Origin of the sequence: Flagellimonas ulvae (assembly GCF_049333175.1) — a bacterium.
Lineage (GTDB): Bacteria > Bacteroidota > Bacteroidia > Flavobacteriales > Flavobacteriaceae > Flagellimonas.
Genome location: NZ_CP186325.1, coordinates 1,568,695 through 1,593,449 on the forward strand (window position 1 = coordinate 1,568,695; position 24,755 = coordinate 1,593,449).

The 24,755-nt window shown below is 38.7% G+C and carries 23 protein-coding genes and 1 other RNA gene; 12 read left to right on the forward strand and 12 right to left on the reverse strand.

Annotation, left to right across the window (positions count from 1 at the left end; translation table 11 throughout):
• Window positions 1-10: 10 nt before the first annotated feature.
• Both ACOKFD_RS07270 and ACOKFD_RS07275 read right to left on the reverse strand, forming a co-directional pair.
• On the reverse strand, window positions 11-1,762 hold the full coding sequence (locus ACOKFD_RS07270) for a TonB-dependent receptor (protein WP_422860625.1): 1,752 nt from the start codon (window positions 1,760-1,762) through the stop codon (window positions 11-13).
• Between the two features lie 10 nt (window positions 1,763-1,772).
• Window positions 1,773-4,793, reverse strand: coding sequence for a tetratricopeptide repeat protein (locus ACOKFD_RS07275; RefSeq protein ID WP_422860626.1), 3,021 nt, complete (start codon window positions 4,791-4,793; stop codon window positions 1,773-1,775).
• A 147-nt stretch (window positions 4,794-4,940) separates the two neighbouring features.
• On the opposite strand from ACOKFD_RS07275, the gene ACOKFD_RS07280 reads away from it, so the two are divergent.
• The 3 genes from ACOKFD_RS07280 to ppgK all read left to right on the forward strand — a co-directional run bounded on the left by ACOKFD_RS07280 (window position 4,941) and on the right by ppgK (window position 6,889).
• Complete coding sequence (locus ACOKFD_RS07280) at window positions 4,941-5,624, forward strand: cell division ATP-binding protein FtsE (protein ID WP_422860627.1); 684 nt, start codon at window positions 4,941-4,943, stop codon at window positions 5,622-5,624.
• Between the two features lie 2 nt (window positions 5,625-5,626).
• The gene (locus ACOKFD_RS07285; RefSeq protein WP_298999852.1) at window positions 5,627-6,043 is read left to right on the forward strand and encodes a hypothetical protein; all 417 of its coding nucleotides are present in this window, start codon (window positions 5,627-5,629) and stop codon (window positions 6,041-6,043) included.
• 87 nt (window positions 6,044-6,130) lie between these two features.
• Window positions 6,131-6,889, forward strand: a complete 759-nt coding sequence (ppgK, locus tag ACOKFD_RS07290) for a polyphosphate--glucose phosphotransferase (protein WP_298999853.1) — start codon at window positions 6,131-6,133, stop codon at window positions 6,887-6,889.
• On the opposite strand, the gene typA is transcribed toward ppgK, so the two are convergent.
• The 3 genes from typA to ACOKFD_RS07305 form a co-directional block, all read right to left on the reverse strand.
• Window positions 6,886-8,685 carry a translational GTPase TypA gene (gene typA / locus ACOKFD_RS07295; protein WP_422860628.1) on the reverse strand — a complete coding sequence of 600 codons (1,800 nt, stop codon included), beginning with the start codon at window positions 8,683-8,685 and terminating at the stop codon, window positions 6,886-6,888. The two genes, ppgK and typA, sit on opposite strands and share 4 nt — an antisense overlap.
• 101 nt (window positions 8,686-8,786) lie before the next feature.
• Complete coding sequence (locus tag ACOKFD_RS07300) at window positions 8,787-9,326, reverse strand: hypothetical protein (RefSeq protein ID WP_422860629.1); 540 nt, start codon at window positions 9,324-9,326, stop codon at window positions 8,787-8,789.
• A 51-nt stretch (window positions 9,327-9,377) separates the two neighbouring features.
• Window positions 9,378-11,777 carry a TonB-dependent receptor domain-containing protein gene (locus tag ACOKFD_RS07305; RefSeq protein WP_422860630.1) on the reverse strand — a complete coding sequence of 800 codons (2,400 nt, stop codon included), beginning with the start codon at window positions 11,775-11,777 and terminating at the stop codon, window positions 9,378-9,380.
• 186 nt (window positions 11,778-11,963) lie between these two features.
• Here ACOKFD_RS07305 and ACOKFD_RS07310 point away from each other — a divergent pair, with 186 nt between their 5' ends.
• Complete coding sequence (locus ACOKFD_RS07310; protein WP_422860631.1) at window positions 11,964-13,022, forward strand: sensor histidine kinase; 1,059 nt, start codon at window positions 11,964-11,966, stop codon at window positions 13,020-13,022.
• Window positions 13,019-13,741 (forward strand): LytR/AlgR family response regulator transcription factor, encoded by a 723-nt coding sequence (locus ACOKFD_RS07315; protein ID WP_422860632.1) that lies wholly within the window; start codon window positions 13,019-13,021, stop codon window positions 13,739-13,741. The genes ACOKFD_RS07310 and ACOKFD_RS07315 overlap by 4 nt, the downstream gene beginning before the upstream one ends.
• 3 nt (window positions 13,742-13,744) lie before the next feature.
• On the opposite strand, the gene ACOKFD_RS07320 is transcribed toward ACOKFD_RS07315, so the two are convergent.
• On the reverse strand, window positions 13,745-14,302 hold the full coding sequence (locus ACOKFD_RS07320) for a hypothetical protein (RefSeq protein ID WP_422860633.1): 558 nt from the start codon (window positions 14,300-14,302) through the stop codon (window positions 13,745-13,747).
• 71 nt (window positions 14,303-14,373) lie between these two features.
• Here ACOKFD_RS07320 and kdsA point away from each other — a divergent pair, with 71 nt between their 5' ends.
• Window positions 14,374-15,192 (forward strand): 3-deoxy-8-phosphooctulonate synthase, encoded by an 819-nt coding sequence (gene kdsA, locus ACOKFD_RS07325; protein ID WP_422860634.1) that lies wholly within the window; start codon window positions 14,374-14,376, stop codon window positions 15,190-15,192.
• Here the strand turns inward: kdsA and ACOKFD_RS07330 are convergent.
• On the reverse strand, window positions 15,189-15,560 hold the full coding sequence (locus ACOKFD_RS07330) for a DUF1801 domain-containing protein (protein ID WP_422860635.1): 372 nt from the start codon (window positions 15,558-15,560) through the stop codon (window positions 15,189-15,191). The two genes, kdsA and ACOKFD_RS07330, sit on opposite strands and share 4 nt — an antisense overlap.
• 93 nt (window positions 15,561-15,653) lie before the next feature.
• Here ACOKFD_RS07330 and ACOKFD_RS07335 point away from each other — a divergent pair, with 93 nt between their 5' ends.
• The 4 genes from ACOKFD_RS07335 (at window position 15,654) to ACOKFD_RS07350 (ending at window position 18,660) form a co-directional block, all read left to right on the forward strand.
• A complete protein-coding gene (locus ACOKFD_RS07335; RefSeq protein ID WP_422860636.1) occupies window positions 15,654-16,259 on the forward strand; it encodes a hypothetical protein in 606 nt (201 codons plus the stop codon).
• 1 nt (window position 16,260) lies between these two features.
• Entirely contained in the window at window positions 16,261-16,557 is a 297-nt protein-coding gene (locus ACOKFD_RS07340; protein WP_422860637.1) for a winged helix-turn-helix domain-containing protein, read from the forward strand.
• Window positions 16,558-16,608: 51 nt separating this feature from the next.
• A complete protein-coding gene (gene creD, locus ACOKFD_RS07345) occupies window positions 16,609-17,970 on the forward strand; it encodes a cell envelope integrity protein CreD (protein WP_422860638.1) in 1,362 nt (453 codons plus the stop codon).
• 114 nt (window positions 17,971-18,084) lie between these two features.
• The gene (locus tag ACOKFD_RS07350) at window positions 18,085-18,660 is read left to right on the forward strand and encodes a DUF1361 domain-containing protein (RefSeq protein ID WP_422860639.1); all 576 of its coding nucleotides are present in this window, start codon (window positions 18,085-18,087) and stop codon (window positions 18,658-18,660) included.
• An 8-nt stretch (window positions 18,661-18,668) separates the two neighbouring features.
• On the opposite strand, the gene ACOKFD_RS07355 is transcribed toward ACOKFD_RS07350, so the two are convergent.
• Window positions 18,669-18,944: a hypothetical protein gene (locus ACOKFD_RS07355; RefSeq protein ID WP_422860640.1), complete on the reverse strand. Its 276-nt coding sequence runs from the start codon at window positions 18,942-18,944 to the stop codon at window positions 18,669-18,671.
• 86 nt (window positions 18,945-19,030) lie between these two features.
• Entirely contained in the window at window positions 19,031-20,233 is a 1,203-nt protein-coding gene (locus tag ACOKFD_RS07360) for an NAD(P)-dependent oxidoreductase (RefSeq protein ID WP_422860641.1), read from the reverse strand.
• Window positions 20,234-20,578: 345 nt separating this feature from the next.
• Here ACOKFD_RS07360 and ssrA point away from each other — a divergent pair.
• Together ssrA and ACOKFD_RS07370 are read left to right on the forward strand one after the other, a co-directional pair.
• Window positions 20,579-20,977: a transfer-messenger RNA gene (ssrA, locus tag ACOKFD_RS07365) on the forward strand.
• 236 nt (window positions 20,978-21,213) lie between these two features.
• On the forward strand, window positions 21,214-22,437 hold the full coding sequence (locus ACOKFD_RS07370) for a site-specific integrase (RefSeq protein WP_422860642.1): 1,224 nt from the start codon (window positions 21,214-21,216) through the stop codon (window positions 22,435-22,437).
• On the opposite strand, the gene ACOKFD_RS07375 is transcribed toward ACOKFD_RS07370, so the two are convergent.
• The 3 genes from ACOKFD_RS07375 to ACOKFD_RS07385 are packed head-to-tail and all read right to left on the reverse strand — an operon-like array spanning window position 22,432 to window position 24,753.
• Window positions 22,432-23,220 carry a DUF4138 domain-containing protein gene (locus tag ACOKFD_RS07375; protein ID WP_422860643.1) on the reverse strand — a complete coding sequence of 263 codons (789 nt, stop codon included), beginning with the start codon at window positions 23,218-23,220 and terminating at the stop codon, window positions 22,432-22,434. The two genes, ACOKFD_RS07370 and ACOKFD_RS07375, sit on opposite strands and share 6 nt — an antisense overlap.
• The gene (gene traM, locus ACOKFD_RS07380; RefSeq protein ID WP_422860644.1) at window positions 23,217-24,146 is read right to left on the reverse strand and encodes a conjugative transposon protein TraM; all 930 of its coding nucleotides are present in this window, start codon (window positions 24,144-24,146) and stop codon (window positions 23,217-23,219) included. Before traM ends, ACOKFD_RS07375 begins: the two co-directional genes overlap by 4 nt.
• Window positions 24,136-24,753: a conjugal transfer protein TraK gene (locus tag ACOKFD_RS07385; RefSeq protein ID WP_422860645.1), complete on the reverse strand. Its 618-nt coding sequence runs from the start codon at window positions 24,751-24,753 to the stop codon at window positions 24,136-24,138. The genes traM and ACOKFD_RS07385 overlap by 11 nt, the downstream gene beginning before the upstream one ends.
• Window positions 24,754-24,755: the final 2 nt, after the last annotated feature.

The following is a 24,755-nucleotide window of genomic DNA, read 5'->3' on the forward strand; positions in this document are numbered from 1 at the left end:
GTCCTTTTTCCTACAAATCAAACTTATAGGAAACGCCAGCTAGAGCCTGAAAAGTCTGAACTCTAAAGTTCGCCCAACGCTGATAATCGTTGTTGGCAATATTGGAAGCTTTTACAAAAATGGAAAGTTGTTCATTGAATCGATATCCAGCATGTGCGTTTACATCAAAGAAACCATCTAAAGTCAGAATTACATCCGAAGGTATGGGAGGCAGCGGACCAGCAACGACTTGCCTATCCAAATCTTCACGTTCTCCAACATAAAATAGATTAGCGCCAAAAAACCATTGTTCTGAAATTTGATAATCCATGAATAAGGATCCTTTAATAGAAGGTAGATTCCATGCCGGATTATCGGTTTCGGTATCATAATCATAGAATTCAGCATTGACACCCAAAGAAAAATTACGATTTACATCTACATTAAGCTCTCCAAATACACCCAAGGTTTTTATGTCATCATAAAAAACTTGGAACGAATTGCCCAAAAAATAACCTTCTTCTTCGTTTCTGACCAGATTCTCAGGGTTCAATAAAAAGAGTGGTCGCCTGTTTTCAGCTGTGTAGGAACCTTTTATATTATACCCCACACTGGGTAATAGTTGACCTTTTAGACCCAGATACCCTTCGTATTGTTGGTCGGTGGGTTGAATATCCAATGTGGGTGAAACATATGGATTCTCCTGAACAAAATCATAATAGGAATTCTGTCTAAGTTCGCCTTCTACTCCTCCATAGGCAATTACGGTTTCATCAACCAAGCGATACGAAGCAGTTACTGCTGGATAAATAAAAAAGTTACTATCCGAGTTTTCCGTATCTAACCCGTATACAATATTTGCCCCTAAATTTAGTGTCAAATTATCTCTAAGAATCAACAAACTCGGATTTACTCCTACCTGAAAATGACTGTAATCAATCCCAGTTTCATTGGTCGCACTATTTAGAGATGCATTTTCAAAACTACCGCTCACATAGTCAAACTTGGTCTTTATGGTAACCAATTCTTCAGTGATGGGCAATTCAATCGTCGGATTTAGCACTACCCTATTTTCTCCCGAATCCGTTGCATCCCAAAACCTGCGCAACAAAACAGTTCCATTCTTAAAAAAAGAATCCTCCAGGCTTAAATTACCCGTAACCTGGGCATTGAAGTAATTCTGGGTTTCATCCAAGGGAATAAGTATGGTTTCATCAAACTCTTCAAGCTCTACACCATACCAATTATATAGTTGATGTTGAAGACCAAGTCCTATGTCCCAATCCATATCCCTATCCTTTTTGGCATAGGAAACATCCACTTTTGTATTGTAAAAGTCGGCATCCAACGGTGTAGACTCAATGTCACCCCGGGAAGAATGATGGCTTAGACCTACATCCAACAAATTCTCACCTCTATTGAACTCGCGACTGGTATATAAATCGACCATGGCATTGTTGAAATTTCCCAAACCTATTGAAGCATAGGAATTATACAAGGTAGGTGGGGGCGTTTTCTTAACTCGCGATGCCCTGCCCTTGGCGGGTGTGAAGGTAGAAGCCACAGGGACGGAAAAAATGCTGTAATTGATTTTCTTCTTTTGAAGTACAATGGAATCATCCAAAGTTGGGTTTGATTTTAGTTTAAAGGCATCTGAAACAGTTGGGGAGTAGGGCTTAACAACCGTTACTGTTTCAGTGCCTATATCCTTGGTTTCTTGGGCCAAAACAGGACCCAAAAGGCTCAAAAAAATTATGGAAAATATAGTGGTTCTCTTTCGCATCGTATTCTGATTAATTGCCATTAGGGTCCACGGAAGAATTTCGTTGTGACTCTCTGGACTTGATTATGGACAATTCTCCTTGGGCTTCCGCTACCAAATCCTCGTATTCCGAAAAATTGGAAATGACACTTTCCAAAATGTAGGTGGCTTGAAAGGCATCGTTCAAAGCATAAAAATTCTTGGCCATAACAACCAATCCTTTGCCTGCCCATTCTTTATACGCAGCATAATCCTTGGCCAATTTTTGTACAGAAGCATTGGAAGCTTCAAAATCTTGTGCATTATTTTTAAAATACGCATCGTAATACCAAGCCTCGGCAGCCAATTCCCCAGTAGCAATTTTTTTGACCTTGGCAAAAGCAGTTTCTGCTAAGTTTTCATCTCCAGTTTCAATGGCTGACCTGGCTATCATTATTTGGGCATCACTCTTAATACGATTATCAATCTTTGATGCGGCCAATACCTTTTCGGCATAGGCAATCGTTAAATCATAATTCTTCTTTCCATAAAAACCCTTCATTAAATTGGACTGGGCGAAAGTTCTATTTTGAGATATTTCGGCCGTTTCTTCCAATTGTTCCAAATACGGAATTGCACTATTGTAGTCTTCCCTTGCCACATAAATCTCACAAACACGAGTCAGTGCCTGTTCCTGATATTCGCCCCCACTGTCTGCAACTGTTTTAAAGAAGGGAAGCGCTCTTTCTTTTTCACCTTTTCTGAAATAGATTTGAGCAATGTTAAAATTGACCTGGAGCGCATGCACTCCGTTGGGGAATTCTTTAATGTAATCTTCAAAACCTTTTAGGGCCGTTTCAGTCTTTCCTTCGGCATATTTTCTATCTGCTGCTTCAAAACTGGCATTTTCCAACTCAGAATCTGTAACCTCAACAAAATCCAGATTTCTGGCCCAAGTTGCATACTCGCTTACCCTTCCCTCATCAATATAGACCAGTTTGGCTGTAGCTACCGCTTGTTTTGCTTCTGAAGTTTTTGGATATTTTTCCACAACACGCTTTAATTTGGTAAGTGCCTCGCTGTTTCGATTTGCATTATAATGCACTAAGCCCTGTCTTAAAAGTGCTCTTGGCGCAAACTTGCTTCTAGCATATTCTTCCACCAATCTATCATAAATTTGAAGTCCCTCTCTTTCTTGACCTGATTTTATATACGAATTTCCCAATTCAAAGAGTGCGTCGTCCCTTAAGGATGATTTTGGGTTTAATCGAAGAAAGTCATTTAACCCTTTAATTTTGGACGAAGCATTTCCCAAGAAACCATCGCACAAGGCTTTTTGAAAAGCGGCGTAGTCCCTCTCTGGTCCATTTAACTTAGAACCTGAATCATACGCTTTTTTAGCCAAACTATATCGGCTTGTCACAAAATAACTGTCCCCCAATCTAAGATAACTGTCTGCAAGTTTGACATCTTCAACGCTTCCAGAACTTGCCATCCTTTTAAATAAAGTGACGGCATTGTTGTAATCTTTTAGCTTAAAATGACAGTATCCTAAATTATAAGCCAATTCTTCATACTCGCTCATGGTTTTGGCCGCTGGCAACTTTTGAAATCTTGTAAAGCCGGACAACGCATCTTCAAACCTATCAAGACGATACGCGGATTCAGCTTTCCAAAACTCTGCTCTAGCTTCAAAAGATTTGTTTTCAGGGTTCTTTAGGGATTTTGAAAACCGTTCAATTGCATTTTCATATTCACCATCCAAAAAAAGTTCAACCCCCCTATAAAAAGCAACTTTTTGATAGGTTTCCTTGCTGGCATAATTCTGGTTTTCCTCCAACAGGGTCATAGCGCCTTCAAAATTTTTAGAAGTGATATAGGAATCCACCAATAATTCCTGAATTTCTTGCTGATACTCATCCTTAGGATAAGCGTCTAAATAGGATTTTAATACCTGCGGAACAGGTTCGTAGGGGTTTCCTATTTCGTAACTCAATCGGGCATAGTTCAATAGCGCATCCTTTTGTATTTCAGGACTAAACTCCATTTCCGAAGCATTTTTGAATGCATTGAGAGCCTCGGTTTTTTGGTCTAGGTTCAAATAACATTCAGCCAAATGATAGTACGCATTTTGGGATACATTGTTGGTCCCTCCTATAATCTTATTGAACTGTTTGATGGCATTTTCATAATCCCCTTGTTTGTAAAAACTATATCCAATCAAGTAATAATCGGTATTACTGAAACGGCCTCGTTTGCCCCTATACTTTTGTAGATACGGAATGGCCTCGTTATACTGTTTTAAGTTGAAATAGCTTTCCCCTATAATTTTGTTAAGCTCAGATACTTCCTTTCTATCTGATTTTGCAAGCTGTTTTTTGGCCATAGCAATGGCCTCTTCAAAATTTCCCAACTTGAAATTAAGGTCGGCCTGATAATAGGATAGTTTTTCATTGAGTAGCTCAGGGTCCGTGATTTGGTCGAAACGTGCACTTGCTTCATTGTAATCATCCTGTTCATAAGCAATGTATCCTAAATAATATTTGGCTTGGGAGCCATACTTTTGGGAAGTACTTACCTTACTAAAATATCTCTCCGCCTCTTTTGGCCTTTTGGATGCATATAAAGAATAACCATTATTAAAATTGTACCGCTCTTTGTCTTTGGATGACATGGTTGAAACATCCACTTTCTTGTACCACTTTAACGCATAGGGATATTTCCCAGTTTCAAAATAATAATCGGCCACATCCAAAAATGCAGAATTACGTTTTGTGGAAGTTGGATAGCGTTCTACAAATTCCTCCATCATTTTATCCGCCCCTCGCTGGTTTAAGCGAATTGCGGCATTCGCGGAATAATATGCACTATTCGCTTCAGTTTCCTCATCCTTGGTGGTTGATTTAACCTGTTCAAAAATAGATTGGGCAGCCTGATACTGTTGATTGTTATAGAGGTTCAGGGCATCTTGAAAAGCCTTGTCCTCATGATAAAAAACTTTGGTTTCCTGAGCAGAGGCAGCAAAAAATATACCCAGAAGAACGGGTATTAAAAAGAGGTTTTTTCGATACATAGTGTTCTACGCTGTTTCTCGATTGACTTTTACCATAACGTCAAAATCTACGCCAAAGTATGTAATTACATTTTTGAAAATGAATTTGGTTATTCCGAACAGGATAAAATTTTAGAACTTAGTACCTTTATTTTTTAAAGCTCCATTATGTCCGAAACCATTGTTCAATTAGAAGACGTTGCCGTTTTTCAACGAGAAAACCTAATTCTGAATCAAATCAATCTTGAGGTTAAAAAAGGGGAGTTTGTGTATGTAATAGGAAAAACCGGAAGCGGCAAAAGTAGTTTCATGAAGACGCTTTATGCCGATTTACCTTTAAAACAGGGCCAGGGTAAGATCGTAGATTTCGACCTAAAGACCATGCAAGAAAAAGAAATCCCTTTTCTCCGAAGAAAATTGGGCATTGTTTTTCAGGATTTTAAGTTATTACCAGATAGAAACATCAACAACAACCTAAAATTTGTGCTTAAGGCTACTGGATGGACGGACACTGGTAAGATGGAAAACAAAATTGAGGAAGTTTTAGAAAAGGTGGGCATGAAAACCAAAGGTTTTAAATTTCCACATGAGCTATCGGGGGGCGAACAACAGCGTGTAGCTATTGCCAGAGCCTTGCTAAACGACCCTGAGTTGATTCTGGCCGATGAACCAACTGGGAACCTAGACCCGCAAACCAGCGTGGAAGTCATGAAGGTGCTACAGGAAATCAATGAAAACGGGAGAACCATTATTATGGCCACCCATGATTATGCACTTATTCTCAAGTATCCACACAAAACTTTAAAATGTGATGGAAGTAAGATTTTTGAAGTGATACAAAAAGCAATGTAATCATGATTTTAAAGCAGCAGGATTGTAACAGGGATAAAAGTGTAAATCCATTTATTGGCATTCTTCTTTTCTTTATTTCCATTGTTCTTATGGCCCTTACCGGACCTTTAGGATTGATTTATGGCTTTTTAAGACAATTGTTTACCCAAGGTTTTAAGGGAGTTGGTGAATTTGCCTTGGAATTGGCGATTTCCATTGACCAATTGGGCAATGTGCTCATGCAGCATTTGTTCAATACCCTTTGGATAACTAAAGTAGGTTACAAGTTTGGCAACCGTGACGAAACCATTTCAAGCGCATTGGGGAAAAACAAACAACTTGGCACACTAACCGGTTTTGGAAGAGCAATCGATAAAATACTTGATTTAATAGACCCCAACCATTCATTGAATTCAATTGATTACCATATTGAGCCTTAAGTCTCACTCAAAAAACACCTTGTCGGATATTCTTTTAACTTTTAAAGATTTTTGTTTCTTTGCCGTATTCAAAAACAAAACCATTCCATGGAAATTTTAGGCATCGATATTGGCGGCACCGGAATAAAGGGGGCCTTAGTCAATGTGGAGACAGGTGAAATGATCACAGAAAGACATCGAATTCCCACCCCATCATCCAGAAAACCAGAAGAAATGGCCGAGGTGGTGGCTCAAATCGTTGAACATTTCAATTACAAAGGTCCTGTCGGTTGTGGTTTTCCAAGTATTGTGAAAGAGGGGGTCTGCAAATCAGAAGGAAATCTTCACAAAAGCTGGGTTGGCGTTAATATTGATGAGCTTTTTACCAAAGCCTCAGGACAACCTTTCACAGTTTTGAACGATGCCGATGCAGCCGGCTATGCCTCCATGAATTACGGTGTTGGGAAGGGCCGGCAAGGTTTGGTAATTATGATTACCATTGGTACGGGTCTTGGAAGCGGTGTTTTCCATAATGGGGTGTTGCTTCCAAACTTTGAACTTGGCCAAATTCCCTATAAAAAGTTTAAGAAAATAGAAGATTGGGCTGCTGCTTCAGCGAAAGAACGTGAAGGTCTCTCCTATGAAAAATGGGGTAGGCGTTTTAATAAGTTTCTAAGGTTAGTAGAACTTATTACATCTCCAGACTTGATTATCCTTGGCGGAGGAACTTCAAAAAAGTGGAATGAATTCAAGCATCTCATTGATGTGGATTCCGAGGTGGTAAAGGCAGAATTGATGAACAATGCCGGGATTATTGGAGCTGCGGTTTCCTGCCTACGCGAACACCACCATGGCCATGTAGTCTAATCTATCTTGTTCCTTTTTCTATCCACTTCTTTCAAGAATATCTTACGGATACGAAGGTGACTTGGAGTTACTTCTACGTACTCATCCTTTTGAATGTATTCCAAAGCTTCTTCCAATGAAAATTTGATTGCCGGTACAATTTTTGCCTTATCATCAGCACCAGCCGACCGTACATTGGACAGTTTTTTGGTTTTTGTGACATTAATAGTCATATCATCACCTCGTGAATTCTCACCAATCACCTGTCCTTCATAAATATCCTCTCCCGGGTCAATAAAGAATTTTCCTCTTTCTTGTAGTTTATCAATTGAATAAGGTATAGCCGTTCCGTTTTCCATAGAAACCAATGAACCGTTTATACGTTGTGCAATATCTCCTTTCAAAGGCTGATATTCCAAGAAACGGTGGGCCATAATGGCTTCACCTGCTGTGGCTGTCAACAACTGGTTACGCAAACCGATTATTCCTCTTGAAGGAATTATAAATTCACAAAGCATTCGAGAACCTTTGGCTTCCATACTGGTCATTTCTCCTTTTCTGATGGAAACCATCTCAACTGCCTTACCAGAAACTTCTTCTGGCAAATCAATGGTCAAGTGTTCGACCGGCTCACATTTTACACCATCAATTTCTTTGATAATCACTTGAGGTTGGCCTATTTGAAGTTCGTACCCCTCTCTTCGCATGGTTTCAATCAAAACCGATAAGTGCAACACTCCTCTTCCAAAAACCATGAATTTATCGGCACTATCCGTTTCTTCAACTCTAAGTGCCAAATTCTTTTCCAGCTCCTTTTCCAAACGTTCCTTGATATGCCTTGAAGTCACAAACTTACCATCCTTTCCAAAAAACGGGCTGTCGTTAATAGTAAAAAGCATGCTCATGGTAGGTTCATCTATGGCAATGGTCTTTAGTTTTTCTGGATTCTCAAAGTCCGCCACGGTATCCCCTATTTCAAAGCCTTCCATACCTACTATCGCACATATATCCCCAGCAACAACCTCCTGTACTTTTTGACGACCCAAGCCTTCAAAAGTAAAAAGCTCCTTCACTCTGGTCTTTACAACAGAACCATCTCTCTTGACCAAAGAAATTTGTTGCCCTTCTTTTAGGGTTCCTCGCTGCAAACGACCAATAGCGATTCGTCCTGTAAAAGATGAAAAATCCAATGAAGTGATAAGCATCTGTGTAGAGCCTTCTTCTGGCTTAAACTCTGGAATATGATCAATTACCATATCCAAAAGTGGTTCAATATTATCTGTAGGTTTTTGCCAATCTTCGCTCATCCAATTCTGCTTGGCAGAGCCGTAAACCGTAGGGAAATCCAATTGCCATTCTTCCGCACCCAATTCAAACATTAAATCAAACACTTTCTCGTGTACTTCTTCTGGTGTGCAATTCTCTTTATCCACTTTATTGATGACCACACAGGGTTTCAAGCCTAAATCAATGGCTTTTTGAAGCACAAATCGAGTTTGGGGCATTGGGCCTTCAAAAGCGTCTACCAAAAGTAGAACCCCATCGGCCATATTCAATACGCGTTCTACTTCACCTCCAAAATCGGCGTGACCAGGAGTATCAATAATATTGATTTTGGTATCCTTGTAAATTACTGAAACATTCTTGGAAACAATGGTAATTCCGCGTTCCCGTTCCAAGTCATTATTATCCAAAATCAGGTCTCCCTTATTCTCATTGTCCCTAAAAAGACGACAATGGTACATAATCTTATCAACCAAGGTAGTTTTTCCATGGTCGACGTGGGCAATGATGGCAATATTCTTTATTTTGGACATGTCTTCCCGTTTTAAGGCCGCAAAGGTACTGCGATTTCTCTACATGGGCACAACTGGAAATGTTTTTTTTATGTTATTGATTCTTAGGTGTTTCAGATACACTATTTCTGCTTCTTACCTTGGCCAAGAACCCATCCTATGCTAAAACTTACCGTAGGACCAAAACCATCATCATCCAGAAAATTATCAAAATAATATCCCACACCAAATTCTAGATTAAAGTTGAAACCCTTGGGATATGTTCTTTGAATACCATATACAGGTCCAGCAAAGCCAAAATAACCATCTCCGGAACTTAGGTTTCCAATAATTACCTCCTCTAAAAACAAGGTCCCTGAAGCGGCAACATAATTTGCTGAATTTCCTTGGGTACGTTTGTCCTGATCCAATCGCCTTTTGAAATTGTAGTAGTATCTGTACTGCCCATTGAGTGCTGGAAAAAAAGCATAGCCATTTGAATTGGCCCCAAATTGCAAACCAGCTCCAAAGGCCAAAGTTTGGTCCTTCGCTATTCCAACTTCATACTCCAAACCTGGATTCAGAAAATTGATTTTAAACTGGCTGTCCTCCACATTTTTTTGGGTTTGTGCATTTAAAATCAAGCTAAAGGCAAATAATGGTAGAATGAATAGATGTTTCATTGGTGTAAAGGTTTTAGTTACAGCGCAGAGTTACAAACACCATACCAATATTTAACTACCTATCCTACCCCTCTCGTCTTCTAAACCGGTTTTTCGTTTCCGGGATTTTTTGATTTCGTTCCTTCCAAAGTCATACGTGAGTCCAAAGGCAACTCGTCTAGAATCACTTCCCCCACTACCATCTATAAACAATTCACCAAATTGTGTGATGCCGCTCCAGGGAGAGGTAAACAAAATATCATTTACCGATAATCTTGCTGTAAAGCGACCATCCATAAATTTTTTCTGAACAGCTGCATTCAAGGAACCCAATGCATCCGTTTGATAGGTTCCTCCCCAAATTGATGGAGAATTATACCAACCCGAAACTTCAATACGCCAATCGTTGGGCAAAGAAAAAGTATTCTGTCCATAGAAGTTGAGGGTTTCCTGCCTAACCGGCAAAAATTCTGGACTGGTTGCTTGATAGTCACTGATGAAAGCGTTTAAACTTACGTACACATCCCACCAAGAAAATAATTTTTTGGGGTAAGAAATCCCTAGATTAAATACTTCTTGATTTGCTACATTCAGCGTAGTCAGGTTGCTTACACTTTCACTTTCTTCTAAGGTGACCCTTGCGAAAAAATCAGTGATTCGGCTATAACTAATGGACGTGGTCAATCTATAATTAAAGGTATGGGACAGTTTTAGGTTGTCCGTATATTGAGGCTGCAAAAATGGATTCCCCTCACTGAAAGAAAGCTCATTCAATCGAAATTGGAATGGATTCAGGGATTGATAATTGGGTCTTTGGATTCTTCGACTATAATTTAATGCAAACTGATTCTTTCGATTAAGTTGATAGGTAAGTCCACCAGAAGGAAAGAAATCCGTAAAGTTTCTTTCCACTCTATTGTTTTCATTTTCTTGTGTACTCTCCAAGTTTCCGTCAGATATTGTATTTTCCACACGGACACCAACCTGAAGATTCCATTTGCCCCATTTGCGATTGTAGTTGAAATACCCAGCATTGATGTTTTCAGTATACCGGAATTGATTGCTTTGGGTATCGTCCAATATATTTTGCCCATTGATTTCATTGAAAAAATTAAATGTATTGTCCGTATCCACATAAGAAAGCTTAAATCCCAATCCCAACTTTCCTTTTAGGAAATTCTGTTCATAGTCCACTTTTGCCGTGGCAATCTCAATATCTATGGGTGTTTCTTGGAAGGTAATCGTTTCCCGAAAAATAACCGACTCCGAAGGGTCAAAAAAGGTATTGGGCTGAAACGCATTTCGGTCACTATTGTACCCTCCATAATCTAGGTCCACATTAAGGCTATGACCCAAGGTGTCTGCATACTTGTAGTTGACGTTGGCATTGATGTTATAAGATGTATTGTCCACTTGATTTAATGCCACCAGGATACTATCTACTTGAACCACATCAAAGGGACGAATTGGGGTTCTTGTGTTATTTGTACTGAATCTATTATTAAAATTTCCGTTGACGACAGCACCAATGGTATGCTTGGAATCCAGATAATAATCGTAACCCAATTTTATGTTATTACTGTTTCTGTCGTAAATACTTGTGGTCCTCGCATCAAATTGGGTATTGGATTGGGTTCTTAGTAGATTTAAGAATCCTGTAGTTTTTCCGAATCGGTTACTGTACGTTCCATATAGATTTCCCTTTTTTCCTCTATTGTTAAAATTGATGCTAGAATTGTATTGCACAAAATCTCCACTGGTAGCTCCGGTATTATACGTCCCATTGGTCCCAAGACTTTTATCTTTTTTGAGTTTGATATTGATAATTCCAGCATTTCCTGCTGCGTCATATTTTGAAGAGGGCTGCGTAATAATTTCCACGGCCTCTATATCTGTAGCTTGAAGACTTTCCAAGAAGTTAGTCAAATCTTCACCTTGAAGAACGGATAATTTTCCATCTATGAATATTTGAACACCAGATTTCCCCTCCACTATGAAGCCTCCATTATTGTCAACTGTTACTCCAGGTGCCTTCCTTAGCAATTCAAAAGCACTGGTCCCAGTGGCATTGATGGTGTTCTCAACATTGAAAACCGTTTTGTCCGCCAGAACTTGAACCATAGGCTTTTCTGCCACTACGGTTACTTCTTCCAAGTTTTGTGTAGCCTCGGTCATTACTATAGGGTTCAATGCAAAATCGCCTCCGGTGTAGTTTATTTTTTTCTTATAATCTGAATACCCTAGAGCCGTTACTTTAAACAAGTATTCGCTAGGAAGCATTCCAATCAATACAAAAGTTCCATCTTCGTTGCTTATGGTGGCTTTCACCAAGGAAGAATCTAATGGAGAATTAATGGTTACCGCAGCATACGGAATAGGTTCATTCAATGCAGATTTAAGTGTTCCCGATATTTTTTGCCCAAAAGAAACTACGGCAAAAAACGATAAAAATAAAGTCAAAATGGTTTTCATGATTGTCGTTATTTAATATTGAATACCCAAAAATTTGAATTTGGTTACGACATTGAAAGAGCAACCCGACGAGTTGACCCATACGCCTATAAATGGTCCTGGGCAATTCATCGACCTATAGGTCCATTCAACTTTTATGTATTTTTAAAAAGCTAGGTTTGTAGGTATCTTTCCAAAAAACCAAACATGAATAGAAAAATCATTTGGGGAATTACGGTGAAAGAACTTTTGATGGTTCTAGCCTTTTACATTGTTTCTGCTTTTTTTTACCACCTTACCGTTTGGTTAAGTGTTGCCGATGTAAAAAAAGAATTAAGTCCCTTATTTGGTCTGTATGCTTTCATTGATGGGGGTGCTTTGCAGTACTTTATTTTCCTCCTTTTTACCATTCCTATTTGGTGGTTTCTGTTTGTTCGCCTAAAAAACTCAAAGCTTTGGGAACGATTGGTTCTGCATATTGTTTTTCTTCCCTTTTTCATTTTTGGTTCGCAAAAAATCTATTATGAAATTAGCGAAGCCCTAGAATGGTTCCATTTAGAGGGTTCTAGCTCTGTATGGGATTTATACATCCCTGGACTCTTCTATTTGATTCAATTCGGCATTTTTCATGCGTATGAGCATTATCTTGAAAATCAGAAAAAGCTTAAGCTTGAAGGGGAACTTAAACAAGTGGCATTGAAAAGTGAACTTGCCGCCATCAAAGCTCAACTTAATCCGCACTTTCTATATAATGTTTTTAATACCATTAATGCTTCGGTGCCGCCCAAACAGGAGAAGACTCGAACATTAATCGCAACATTATCTGATTTGTTCCGATATCAGTTAAAAGCCACCAAAGAAGAATGGGTGCCTCTAGAAGAAGAACTTGAGTTTATCAAAAAGTATCTGGAGCTGGAAAAAGCACGATTTGAAGAACGCTTGAAAATTGAAATCAACGTATCCCAAGATTTATATACCGAAAAAATCCCACCTATGTTACTCCAACCTTTGGTTGAGAATTCAGTAAAACATGGTATCGCCAATGAACTTAACGGGGGAAAAATCTCTATTTCCATCTTTAAGGACAATGAAAAGCTGAAGTTTGAAATTGCAGATACGGGTTCCGGTGTTAAAGACAAGGAAAGCATTTTTGGAAAAGGGGTTGGATTAACCAACACGCGTTTCCGCCTTCAAAAAATGTATCAATCCCAAATGGAAATACTAGATAACGAACCACAGGGGCTTAAAATCCGTTTTGCATTGTGAAAAAAGTATTGATTGCCGATGATGAAAAGGCAGGAAGAATCCTTATAAAAGAGTTCCTTGCAGATTACCCAGACTTGGTTTTGATAGCAGAAGTCAATAATGGCGTGGATGCCATAAATGAAATCAATCGATTTAAGCCCGACTTGGTCTTTTTGGATATTCAAATGCCAGGAAAAACCGGTCTTGAGGTCTTAAATCATCTAGAGGAAATTCCTCAGATAATTTTTTCTACGGCCTACGATCAATATGCCTTAAAAGCTTTTGAGGTACATGCGGTGGATTACTTATTAAAACCCTATACAAAAGAACGTTTTAAAACAGCCATAGAACGTTTAAGTGCAAATACTTCCAAAATAGGAAAATTGGCGCAGAGCGTATTTATGGAAGATACGGCCTACCCAAGTCGAGTATTGGTCCAATACAATAAGAAGCTTATAACCATAAAATGTGAAGATATTGTCTGGGTAGAGGCCTACGGGGACTATTCTAAGGTGCATTCACAGGACAATACATATCTAAGTAATTTTGGCATCACCGACTTAGAACAAAAGTTGAATCCCCAACTTTTTTTGCGGGTGCATAGATCATCGATTATAAATCTAGACCGCGTAAAAGAACTCAATAAATATGGTAAAAGCTACGATGTTACCATGGACAATGACGAAGTTGTTCGGGTAAGTCGAGGATACATGGATGTGATAAAAAAAATAATGCTGTAGAATTTATCTTCCCACGCACCATCTTTTTTCGCTAACAATCCAGCCAACACTCAGATTAAAAACGGGATATATGCCACCATTGAATTCCCCCAAGTAATAGGCTGCACCAACGTCTACTGAAAAACTCAATCCAGAATTATAACTTCGTTGAATTCCAGTAACTAGTCCGGCGGTTGCAAAAGTACTTCTGGGAATATCGTCTCCCGTAAAATCATCACCTGCAAAAAAAACCGAAGCTGAAGGTGCTATATAATTGGCAGAATTTCCGTAAATCTGACGCCCGCTCGTAGCCCGTCTATCAAAATTGTAATAATATCTGTTTTGAACTGTGATTGCTGGAAACAACTTATAATTCTCAATGGGTTCTGCTACGAACGGGTCCAACGAAAACTGATAAGCTACGCGTGCGTCTAAGGTTGAATTCACACCTAAACTCATTTCATATTCCAGACCGGGGTGGAACATATTGATTTTAATTTGCCGTATCTCACAGTTTTTCCCAAACTGGGCCATGGCCCACTGGGATGAGAAAACCCCAAAAAGAAGTAAAAAGATTCGCATAGTAGGTACATTTGGGTGCTTAGAGATAACAGATACTTTTTCAAAATAGTATTTTTGCCAAAACTAAACGTATGCAATTAAGTCGTATCCCCCAGATAAAACATACAACAGAAGATAATTTCTTTTTATTGGCAGGACCCTGTGCCATTGAAGGAGAGGATATGGCCCTTCGCATAGCCGAAAAAGTTGTCGAGATCACGAACAAACTGAAAATACCCTATGTTTTTAAGGGTAGTTTTAAAAAAGCAAACCGTAGCCGTATTGATTCTTTCACTGGAATTGGGGATGAAAAAGCACTAAAAATTCTGAAAAAGGTATCAGAAACCTTTGAAGTACCTACCGTTACGGACATTCATGAAATCAATGATGCCGAAAAGGCTGCCGAATACGTAGATGTCCTTCAAATTCCTGCTTTTCTGGTACGACAAACGGATTTGGTGGTAGCTGCAGCACAAACTGGAAAAGTAGTCAACTTGAAAAAGGGCCAATTTATGAGTCCCGAAAGTATGAAGCATGCTGTGAAAAAAGTAACCGATTCCGGGAACGACCAAGCATGGATTACCGATAGGGGTACCATGTTCGGATATCAAGATATGGTCGTAGACTTCAGGGGCATTCCCACTATGAAGCAATATGCACCTGTAGTTTTGGATGTGACTCACTCGTTGCAACAACCCAATCAATCATCCGGAGTTACTGGAGGACGCCCAGCACTTATTGGTACAATGGCACGAGCTGGTGTGGCTGCCGGGGTAGATGGCCTCTTCATGGAAACCCATTTTGACCCCGCGAATGCCAAAAGTGATGGTGCCAATATGCTCGACCTAAGTCTGCTGGAAAAATTATTGAGTGATTTGGTAGCGATACGACAAGTTATAACCCAGCTTTAATCTCTTTTGTAAAAACCCTTTTCCTTTAGTGAGTTTACTTCTTGAAGTACCTCAATCAATACTTCATCATTGATGTCTTCTAAAGAATGGTAACGAAGCGATTTCACCACCTTTCTTTTTTCTGAAATCATGAGTTCCACATGTTTGGTCAAGTGGACAGAGTTCCAGAAAGCAATGTCCACATAGCCCTTCTTGGAAGATGTATTTAAATAACATAGTGGATGCTTGCCATTGTAAAAACAAGGAATACCCCACTTGTATTTCATATCCACTGCTGGAACCACAGCTTCTATAATTGATTTCAAGTGCAATAATATACCGCGCTTGGGCTCAGGCTGTGATAAAATGTATTCTTCGGCTGGATTCATTTCACATGGTCTTGTTGTTGTTCAACGATTTTAATCAAAAAAAGTGAATTATATTCAAATAAATATTAACTTTGAATTTCAAAGTACTTTTAAATGGAAGAAAATAAATATTTAGAAGACATTTCTGAAATTAAAAATCTGATGAATCGTTCATCCCGATTCATTTCCTTAAGCGGGCTTTCAGGAATACTGGCTGGAGTATATGCAATTCTAGGTGCGATTATAGCATATCTGTTCTTACTTCCGAAAGGAGACTATGTGGTATTGCATAGTTGGAATTTCAAAATGCTGGTTACCACTTTGGTCAGCGTTGCCTTATTGAGTATTACCTCGGCATATCTGCTTACCACAAGAAAGGCAAAGAAGAACAATGAAAAAGTCTGGGACGATACTACGAAAAGGCTTTTACTCAATTTTTTAATCCCCATGGTAACGGGAGGCATTTATATTTTAATCAAACTCAACAGTCAACATTATGGTCTCACCGCATCTTTGATGCTCATTTTTTATGGACTTGCATTGGTCAATGCCTCCAAATACACCGTTGGCAATGTCAAATATCTGGGATATATTCAAATCGTCCTTGGTCTTACCTGTGCCGCACTTCCTGGATATGGATTGTGGTTCTGGATTTTAGGATTTGGCGTACTTCATGTTATTTACGGGAGTTTGATTTATTTCAAAGAAGAAAAGGCATAACATGGGTCTTATAGACAACATCAACAAATTATTTGACCATCGTATTCGATTGGGTATTATGTCCATTTTGATGGTTAATGAAGAAGTTGATTTCAATAGACTCAAGGAATTGCTCAATGCTACGGATGGTAACTTGGCCAGTCACACAAAAACCTTGGAAAAAGCGGAGTATATAAGAATTGAAAAGTCCTTTATAGGCAAAAAGCCCAATACAAGATACGCTGCAACAAAACTCGGAAAGCTAGCCTTCAAAAAACATATTGAAGCTTTGGAGCAAATCATCAAAAATCAAAACTAAATTTTTTTATTAATTCACTTTGAAATACAAAGTACTTTTAAATATCAAATCATGAATTCTACAAAAAACAAAATCAAAAATTGGTTCAGGAATTCGATTTCCATTAAAATGGTAGTCGTTGGGTTTTTAATACTCATTTTAATGATTCCGCTGGGATTCGTTAAAGACCTCATTAGGGAAAGAAAATATAGGCAGACCGAAGTAATTGATGAAATCAACACCAAATGGGGAACCCAGGTCACATTGAACGGACCAATTCTTAAAGTGCCCTATCGTACCTACATTGAAGAAAAAATCTACGATGAAAAGACAAAAACTTTTCTGACCTCCCAAAAACCAGAAAGACACGTCGCTTACTTTTTTCCGCAAGATCTTAATATCAAATCCGAAGTAAAAACCAAGCCGTTGGAGCGTGGCATTTATGAATCCGTTGTATACTCTTCTGAGAACAGGATACAAGGCAAGTTTTCCACGCCTGATTTCTCTAATAAGGAAATCAATGAAGAGGACATTTTATGGAACAAGGCTACCTTGCTATTCAAAACGAGCAATTTAAAAGGAATCCGAAACACCATAAAGGTAAAACTGGTAGATAATGAATATGAATTGAAACCAGAATTCAACAACGCACAGATGAACACGCTGGAATCTTCTTACTTGGTGAATTTGGAAGAAATTGCTGAAACTCCGATGGATTTTTCGTCTACGATCAACATAAACGGAAGTAGTGTCCTGCAATTTATCCCTATCGGTAAAAAAACTCAGGTTTTTATGAAATCCAATTGGCATTCGCCAAGTTTCAACGGTAATTTTCTACCCGAAACCGATGGTAAGAAAATAACCGAAAAAGGATTTGAAGCACAATGGAAGGTTTTGGAAACCAATAGAAAGTTTGGACAATCTTTTTTTGACCATCTGCCTGACTTGACCGGATTTTCTTTTGGCACCCAATTTTTGGTCCCTATAGGTGATTATCAGAAAACTGAACGTACCAGCAAATATGGTTTGATGATCATAGGCTTGACCCTTCTGGTTTTCTTACTCATTCAGATAAGCAGTAAAATCCCTATCCACCCTTTTCAATATTTAATGATAGGTTTGGCCTTGGTGATGTTCTACACTCTTCTGATTTCCATCTCTGAGCATCAAAACTATTTAAAGGCATATTTGATTTCCGGAACTGCAGTAGTTTCTTTGATCACGGTGTATTCCCGTTCCATTCTCAAATACATTAAGTTCACATTCCTGGTTTTGGGTTCCATGTTTAGTTTATACGCTTTCATTTTTGTTATCATCCAATTGGAAGATTATGCGCTACTTGTTGGAAGTATAGGCCTGTTTATCATTTTGGCCATAATCATGTTCGCCTCGCGAAAAATTGATTGGAATGGTAACCAACAGCTCACCGAATAACAGATAGTATAACTTTTCTGCCCCTATCTTTTTTTGGGGGGCGGATTTCTTTTTTTGCCTATGCACCTTATACGATTTTTCTTCTGGCACTATGGTCGGTTAATTGCTTCTGTTGTGTTTGCAGTAGTACTGATTATTATCCGAGTGGTTACCATGGAAACCTATTTTTACAGTTTTTTACTATGGAATCTCTTCTTGGCAGTTCTGCCTTATATGTTGAGTCAAGCCATACTATTGTATTTTGATGGAAAAACCTCTAAAGCAATCTCATACGCCCTATGGGGAACTTGGTTGTTGCTACTTCCCAATGCCCCATACTTAATTACCGACCTGATACACCTTCATAATCCGCATTCCAATTGGTTGTGGTTTGATCTTTTCATGGTGTTCGTATTTGCCTGTAATGGCGTTATTCTGTTTGTGTTGTCTTTGAATGATTTTTTCACCTATCAGAAAATCCAAAAAAATAGACATCTGGTGACAATTATCGTCTGTTTCCTGAGTGGTTATGGCATCTACGCAGGAAGGTTTTTACGTTTCAATTCATGGGATTTGTTTCTAAAACCAACAACACTTTTCTCGCAGATGGGTATTAGCCTCGGACATGCCTATACATGGTTGATGAGTATGGCATTTGGTCTGTTCTTATGGATTAGCTTTAACCTGTTCCGATGGATGAGAACTTCGTAGGGATAAAATTAAGCTACCGAGAATAAATGGGAGCCATTTATCTCGATATCAAAATCTTCTTTGATACGTTCAATATAATCTCGTGGGGTTTTTTCTGAAATCCAAATCCATTGATTCTTGAAATCTACATCGAAATGAAATTTGGAAAAATCAATCAAATAGTCGCTATCATATTGCGACAATAGGAACTTTGTAATTCTAGGTCTTAGACGGTATTCCAAATCTATACAGATTTTCTTGGTAAGGGAATCGTCATTATCGGTTATCAACCAGTTGAACTTCACTGCTTTGGTTATAAAGGCAGTTCAATATAAGAAAAAAACATATTTAACAGGGGTTCAAGTTATTCACATCGATAAAGAGGGCAGGTCTATCTACCATCTACATAATCCTGCAAATAGTTAAACCTCGGTGTCAACTTTCCACCAGAAGTCATTCGGGCTCTTTCCAGAATTCCATCCTTATCTCCATTGAAAAAAGCGGGTATCACATATTTTGAAAATGCTTCTCCAAAACCAGTACTGGCATCCCTAGGCAGTTCACAGGGTAGATTGTCCACCGCCATAACGGCAATGGCATTTGACTTTTTGAAATCTACCTCTGATTCCGAAACTGGATCGTAGCCATAAATAGGGTCTGCAATGGTGCTGGGCTTTATGGTAGTGGCTACTGGGCCATCGATATCGCAACTGACATCTGCCACTACTTTAATCTTGAAATCCGGGTGTTTGGCATCCTCACGAGTATAGAGATAAGGAGCCCCATCACCGTAAAAATGACCCGCGATGTAAAAATCGGTCACCTCGGCAAAACGAAAGAAATTAGATTTATACTCTTCCGGATTAGCAAAAAAATCAGCTTTATTGCCACGAACCCCATCTTTTCGTTTGTTGTATTCCGAAGCATCGATTTGACAGTACACCGGTTCTGAAAAAGTATCAGAAAGGTATTCGGCTACGTTTACTTTTTTGAGGTTCATAGCATCCAACATTTCTTTGGCGCCATTGCCTACCCTACCCTTTCCTGTCAACAGGATTTTGATATTGGGCAATTGTATTTTTTGGAGCTCATCTATCAAGGCTTGTTGGTCGTGAAGAGCTACTGCTTTGGGTAGATTGAAGGTTCCATATTTTAAACCATAGGTTCGCACACCGTTATAAGCCCCCACTATGCCTGCATAGCGTCCAAAGGCTACCAAACGTTGTCCTTTCGTATTTGTGATCACCTCATGGTCATACAATTCTATATTCTTTTCTAGCACAGCACGTAACAAGTCCCGATTATAAGGTTGTTTTTTAATGGTATGAGAAAAGAAAAAATACTTTTTGTTGGGAGTTAGTGCCGAAATCGGAACTTCCTTTACTCCGAGCATAACATCACAGTCCTCTATAGTCTGATGGACCGCAACCCCCGCGGCTTCATACTCGGCATCACCAAACACCCGAATTGGGGAGGTTTCCACTTTTATTTCTGCTTTGGGAAATTGTTCTAGGACATTTTGGCATTCAGTTGGGGAAAGGACCACCCGACGATCAGGTGGGTTTTTGCGTTCTTTTATGATTCCAAATTTCATGTTTGATTTGGTATAATTATTGACCTAAAATAAGGGGTTTGGGTAGGGGAAACAAACTTTTCCGCCTAAAGCGAGATAAATGGTTAACTTTGCCCTCCTTCGCCCAAAATGAGTTTGAGCTACGGAGGACAAATCCATATTCACCGAAACCTTGGCAAAGGTGATAGCGTTAGGGATAGAGGTAAGTGCCATGCACAACCGATAGCCCGGTGCTCCGAAGCTTTAGCGAAAGAGCAAACGCCCACTTCTTGAAACATCATGCAAGCATGATACTTGAAGTGACACTGGTTCTTTGATAAAAAAATGAGAGATTCCCGCCTTCGCGGGAATGACAATACTCATTACGGGGCCGACTGGTTTTGACAGCGAGACCAATGGCAATGTAAGCATGTCGAGCGCTGGAATACAGCTCGTTAATCTCATGTTTCACACTTTTAATTGGCGATAATAATTACGCTCTTGCCGCATAATCTGAATTATAGTAGGATTTGCCTCGTCCTTACTAGGTAGGGAAGCGAGATGTTCCTGGGCAGCCCTTGTTGATGGCGACCCGTTTAGGAGCACCAGAAAAGTCAACATAAGGTTAGTGTTCGCTTTGGCACTAACACTAAAACTTTAAGAAGCTAAGTGTGCGATAGGCGGTCTTTGGTCGGTCGTGCATCGAAAATTGAACAAGGACTAAACATGTAGAAAGCCTTGCAATTGCTTGTTTGGACGAGGGTTCGAATCCCTCCGGCTCCACTGAAAACCTGATGAATTTCATCAAAAACCCTGTAATCATATGATTTACAGGGTATTTTTGTTTTGTTTACTCTCAATTGAATTCAAATAAAACTATCCTGTAAGGGCGTTATTAGGTGTCTATTATATACACTTTTTTAGTGACACCGAATACATTACAAATTATATTATATCAATAAGTTACAAAAAAATATTGATTTATTTTTTATATATTTATTACACTAAAATGTATTCATTTAATGCAGAATTCATTCCACACCCTGTTTTACATCAAAAAAAGTAAGGCTGATAAAAAAGGTTATGCCAATGTGTATTTAAGAATTACAGTAGATGGGCAGCGAACTGAAATAAGTATAAACAGGAAAGTTCCCGTAGAGAAATGGAATAGCAGAGCAGGACGGGTAAAAGGCGTCAGTCAAGTTGCTCAGGAAATCAACTCGTATATAAATTCGTTGACTGCAAAGCTCAACAGAATTCACCAGAATCTTATTGAGGACAATACACCTATATCCTCACTCATCTTAAAGAATATCTTTCTGAACAATGGAAAAAAAACAAAGATGTTAATGGAAATCTTCGATGAGCACAATTCCCAAATGGAAAGGTTAATTGGAAAAGAGTTTGCTCTCGGGACCTATAAAAGATATCACACCACACGCAGCCATGTCGCCAAATATCTGAATGAGGAGTACCATGTATCCGATATTCCCATCAGCAATGTGAATTTGAAGTTTATTAAGGGCTTTGAGTATTTTTTAAAAACAACTAAAGCCTGTAACCACAACTCAGCTTTAAAATATGTAAATAATTTCAAGAAAATTGTCCGGATTGCGGTGGCGAACGACTGGATTGCAAAGGATCCCTTTTATAACTACAAGGCAAAATTCAAAACTGTAGAACGTGAGTTTCTCACGAAGGACGAGTTGCAAAGGCTTATTGAAAAAGAAATTGACGGAGATCGGTTAAATGTGGTCAGGGATATGTTCCTTTTGTGTTGTTTTACTGGTCTTGCATACGTAGATGTCCAAACATTAGCACCAGAGGAGATACATAATGATGAAAAGGGAGGTTTCTATATCAAATCAAAAAGAATCAAAACAGATACTGGTTTTACCATTCCTTTATTGCCTACCGCTATAGCGATTATTGAGAAATATAAAAACCATCCTAAGGTGGTCAATAAAAACTGTGTGATTCCTGTTTTGAGCAACCAAAAATCCAATGCTTACCTTAAGGAAATTGCAGATCGCTGCAATATTAAAAAGAATCTTACCACCCACTTGGCTCGTCATACCTTTGCGACGACTGTCACCTTGTCCAATGGGGTTCCCATAGAAACAGTGGGAAAAATGTTAGGTCATAAAAATCTTAGGACCACCCAGCATTATGCCAAAATAATCGACCGAAAGGTAATGGATGATATGGAAATATTGAAAGAAAAGTTAGCCAACAATCCTTTATAGACTTGTAATCAAACGCACATCCCTACTCCCCTTCTTCTCCCTAAGCTCAAGCATCAACTTTTCACTATCCCCCAAAACAAATTTGGACAACACATAAACAAACCTCTGCGACTGTCCTGCTTTAATAGTATTGGGCATTCCATACGTGTAGTTAGACTGCATTAAAAGTCTTTGATAAGAGGCTTTGCGTTTATTGTTTCCGTTTACTCTGTATATGTTTAAATAGTCTACTTCAAAATCAATTTCAGATTTGTTCTTGATTTCTAATACTAGGTAAACTTCAGAAGCATTATAAACCATCTTTTGCAACTGTAATTTGATGTCATTTTTACGTTTGGTGGCAATAGGTTTATATTTTGATTTCAATAGATGAGCACTGAATTTCTTGAAATAGCCTATCCTATCTGGGGACAGAGCAATGGGCTTCTTTTTTAAAATCAAGGGCTGCTCATTCCCAATGCTTTCTTTAGTAGTAATAAAGTAATTTAACTTTGGCAACTGTTCCTTATACCTCAAAATATAGGAGTAAACCTGACCATTTTTAGTAACGGTCAATAGGTTGCTTTCCGTCCCTGAAGTGGCTTGCAACAAACCAAAATATTGTTCCTTTTCTCTATTGTATGTAAATACAAAATTGGATGCTCCTGTAATACCCTGGCGAATAGGTTCCGGAAAGAACAGTGTTACGTTCTTTTTATTATTGGCATAAATAGTATCCAATGATTGTTGAGCAATAATGTAGTTTGAACATAAAATGATTACGATTGAGATGTATGTTTTCATAGTATGGGTTTTAAAATGAGTTGGTAATTATCTGTTACCATAACTTTTACGCTGCGGTTGTTACGTTGGAATATTCTTTTAACTCCGCTTACTTGTGGCACTCCAACGATATTGATGTCATCTACAATATCTCCGACTACCTCCTGTCTCGCTTCAGCCCTAAAACCATTCTCAATGTAAATACCCTCACTTCCGTCCTGAAGGTCAAAGGCATTCAGTTTAACAGGTTTGTGATTGATATTTTCAATTTCTATGATGGTACGATTGGGTTTAAAACTTACGAAACCATAAATAGGTGTATTTCTTCGGACGGGATTGCCATTGATGAGTGCATCTTTCGTCAAACGCATTTGCAAACGATAATTATTCCGAACGGTTTGTGTACCATCTACTCGCACATATATAAAAGCATCAGTATTCTGAGTTATAAGATTTTCATTTTCCAATGGATTTGAAGCAAAAAACAGTTGATGTTCCAATCCTAATTCTTTAGGGACCATACGCTCTTCTTTCATATCACTCTTAGAAATAGAATCTTTCTGAAATGACCTTGGTTCAATTTTCGCCTTGGGCTTTCTAAAACTTCTATCGGAATAACTGATACGTCCTTCATTATAGATACTATCTACAATTCGCATCTTTTCTTTATCCAATAAGTCGGGGTCATACACTCCTGTGGAATCCAATAGACGTTCATCATAGATGCTAGGTGCATTGGTTTGTCTTACTTCTTTTAAATCATCCAGAGCTTCTAATTTGGAATCATATTCTTTCTGCTCATCTTCTAATTCCGGAACTGGAATCTGATTGCTTTCAATCGTTGGTTCTTCTTCGTCTCCTAATGCAATGACGGCGTAAGAGCCAATAAACAGCACTACACATAAAATGATGGCAGCGAACACGATTTTATTCCTTTCAATTTTCATAATCTTCTAGCTTTTTAAGTTTGTTTTCAAAAAAGTTGGTTATCAATAACCCATGCGTATTGTTGGGAAAGTTCCTTTCCACATGGATTAGGTTTCCTGATGTGCTCAATTCATAGGTGTCGATTATCGACCCCCGATTGATTTCAAAAATGACAGTGGTCTCAAATCGATAGGGTTCTTGTTGGATATCGATTTTCGATTCAATTTTCAATACCTTTTGCACTAAGGAGTATTGTAACAATCGGTTGTAAACGCCATCTGCTTTTTTCTGTCTGTACAGTGCATCCACAGAGCTATTCCCCAACCATAGAGCTTTCTCCAAATTCTTTTCATAATTACTCGCATCGATGTGGTAGAAATAGGTATGGAACTGTTCTAAATGTGATAATACTTCTACTTCTAAATTTTCATTTTGCTGTACCATTTTAAGGGGAATAACACTTCCGTCCGAATTAACCACAAAGGCATTATTGACGGATTCTTTGTGAAGTTTTATGACCATAATTACTGAAACAATACAGGTCAAAACTGCTCCAATAACGACTGCCAAAACAATGAATCGGTTCAAGCGGAGTACGTTGTAAATATTTTGATAAGGTGTTTTCATTT

Excerpts from the sequence above, each read along its gene's own strand:
- ACOKFD_RS07360 (WP_422860641.1), bottom strand. The coding sequence starts at position 20,233 with ATGAAATTTGGAATCATAAAAGAACGCAAAAACCCACCTGATCGTCGG.
- ACOKFD_RS07285 (WP_298999852.1), top strand. The coding sequence starts at position 5,627 with ATGATTTTAAAGCAGCAGGATTGTAACAGGGATAAAAGTGTAAATCCA.
- kdsA (WP_422860634.1), top strand. The coding sequence starts at position 14,374 with ATGCAATTAAGTCGTATCCCCCAGATAAAACATACAACAGAAGATAAT.
- ACOKFD_RS07270 (WP_422860625.1), bottom strand. The coding sequence starts at position 1,762 with ATGCGAAAGAGAACCACTATATTTTCCATAATTTTTTTGAGCCTTTTG.
- ACOKFD_RS07385 (WP_422860645.1), bottom strand. The coding sequence starts at position 24,753 with ATGAAAACACCTTATCAAAATATTTACAACGTACTCCGCTTGAACCGA.
- ACOKFD_RS07330 (WP_422860635.1), bottom strand. The coding sequence starts at position 15,560 with ATGAATCCAGCCGAAGAATACATTTTATCACAGCCTGAGCCCAAGCGC.
- ACOKFD_RS07370 (WP_422860642.1), top strand. The coding sequence starts at position 21,214 with ATGCAGAATTCATTCCACACCCTGTTTTACATCAAAAAAAGTAAGGCT.
- ACOKFD_RS07310 (WP_422860631.1), top strand. The coding sequence starts at position 11,964 with ATGAATAGAAAAATCATTTGGGGAATTACGGTGAAAGAACTTTTGATG.
- traM (WP_422860644.1), bottom strand. The coding sequence starts at position 24,146 with ATGAAAATTGAAAGGAATAAAATCGTGTTCGCTGCCATCATTTTATGT.
- ACOKFD_RS07280 (WP_422860627.1), top strand. The coding sequence starts at position 4,941 with ATGTCCGAAACCATTGTTCAATTAGAAGACGTTGCCGTTTTTCAACGA.
- ppgK (WP_298999853.1), top strand. The coding sequence starts at position 6,131 with ATGGAAATTTTAGGCATCGATATTGGCGGCACCGGAATAAAGGGGGCC.
- creD (WP_422860638.1), top strand. The coding sequence starts at position 16,609 with ATGAATTCTACAAAAAACAAAATCAAAAATTGGTTCAGGAATTCGATT.
- ACOKFD_RS07305 (WP_422860630.1), bottom strand. The coding sequence starts at position 11,777 with ATGAAAACCATTTTGACTTTATTTTTATCGTTTTTTGCCGTAGTTTCT.
- ACOKFD_RS07275 (WP_422860626.1), bottom strand. The coding sequence starts at position 4,793 with ATGTATCGAAAAAACCTCTTTTTAATACCCGTTCTTCTGGGTATATTT.
- typA (WP_422860628.1), bottom strand. The coding sequence starts at position 8,685 with ATGTCCAAAATAAAGAATATTGCCATCATTGCCCACGTCGACCATGGA.
- ACOKFD_RS07375 (WP_422860643.1), bottom strand. The coding sequence starts at position 23,220 with ATGAAAACATACATCTCAATCGTAATCATTTTATGTTCAAACTACATT.
- ACOKFD_RS07335 (WP_422860636.1), top strand. The coding sequence starts at position 15,654 with ATGGAAGAAAATAAATATTTAGAAGACATTTCTGAAATTAAAAATCTG.
- ACOKFD_RS07340 (WP_422860637.1), top strand. The coding sequence starts at position 16,261 with ATGGGTCTTATAGACAACATCAACAAATTATTTGACCATCGTATTCGA.
- ACOKFD_RS07300 (WP_422860629.1), bottom strand. The coding sequence starts at position 9,326 with ATGAAACATCTATTCATTCTACCATTATTTGCCTTTAGCTTGATTTTA.
- ACOKFD_RS07320 (WP_422860633.1), bottom strand. The coding sequence starts at position 14,302 with ATGCGAATCTTTTTACTTCTTTTTGGGGTTTTCTCATCCCAGTGGGCC.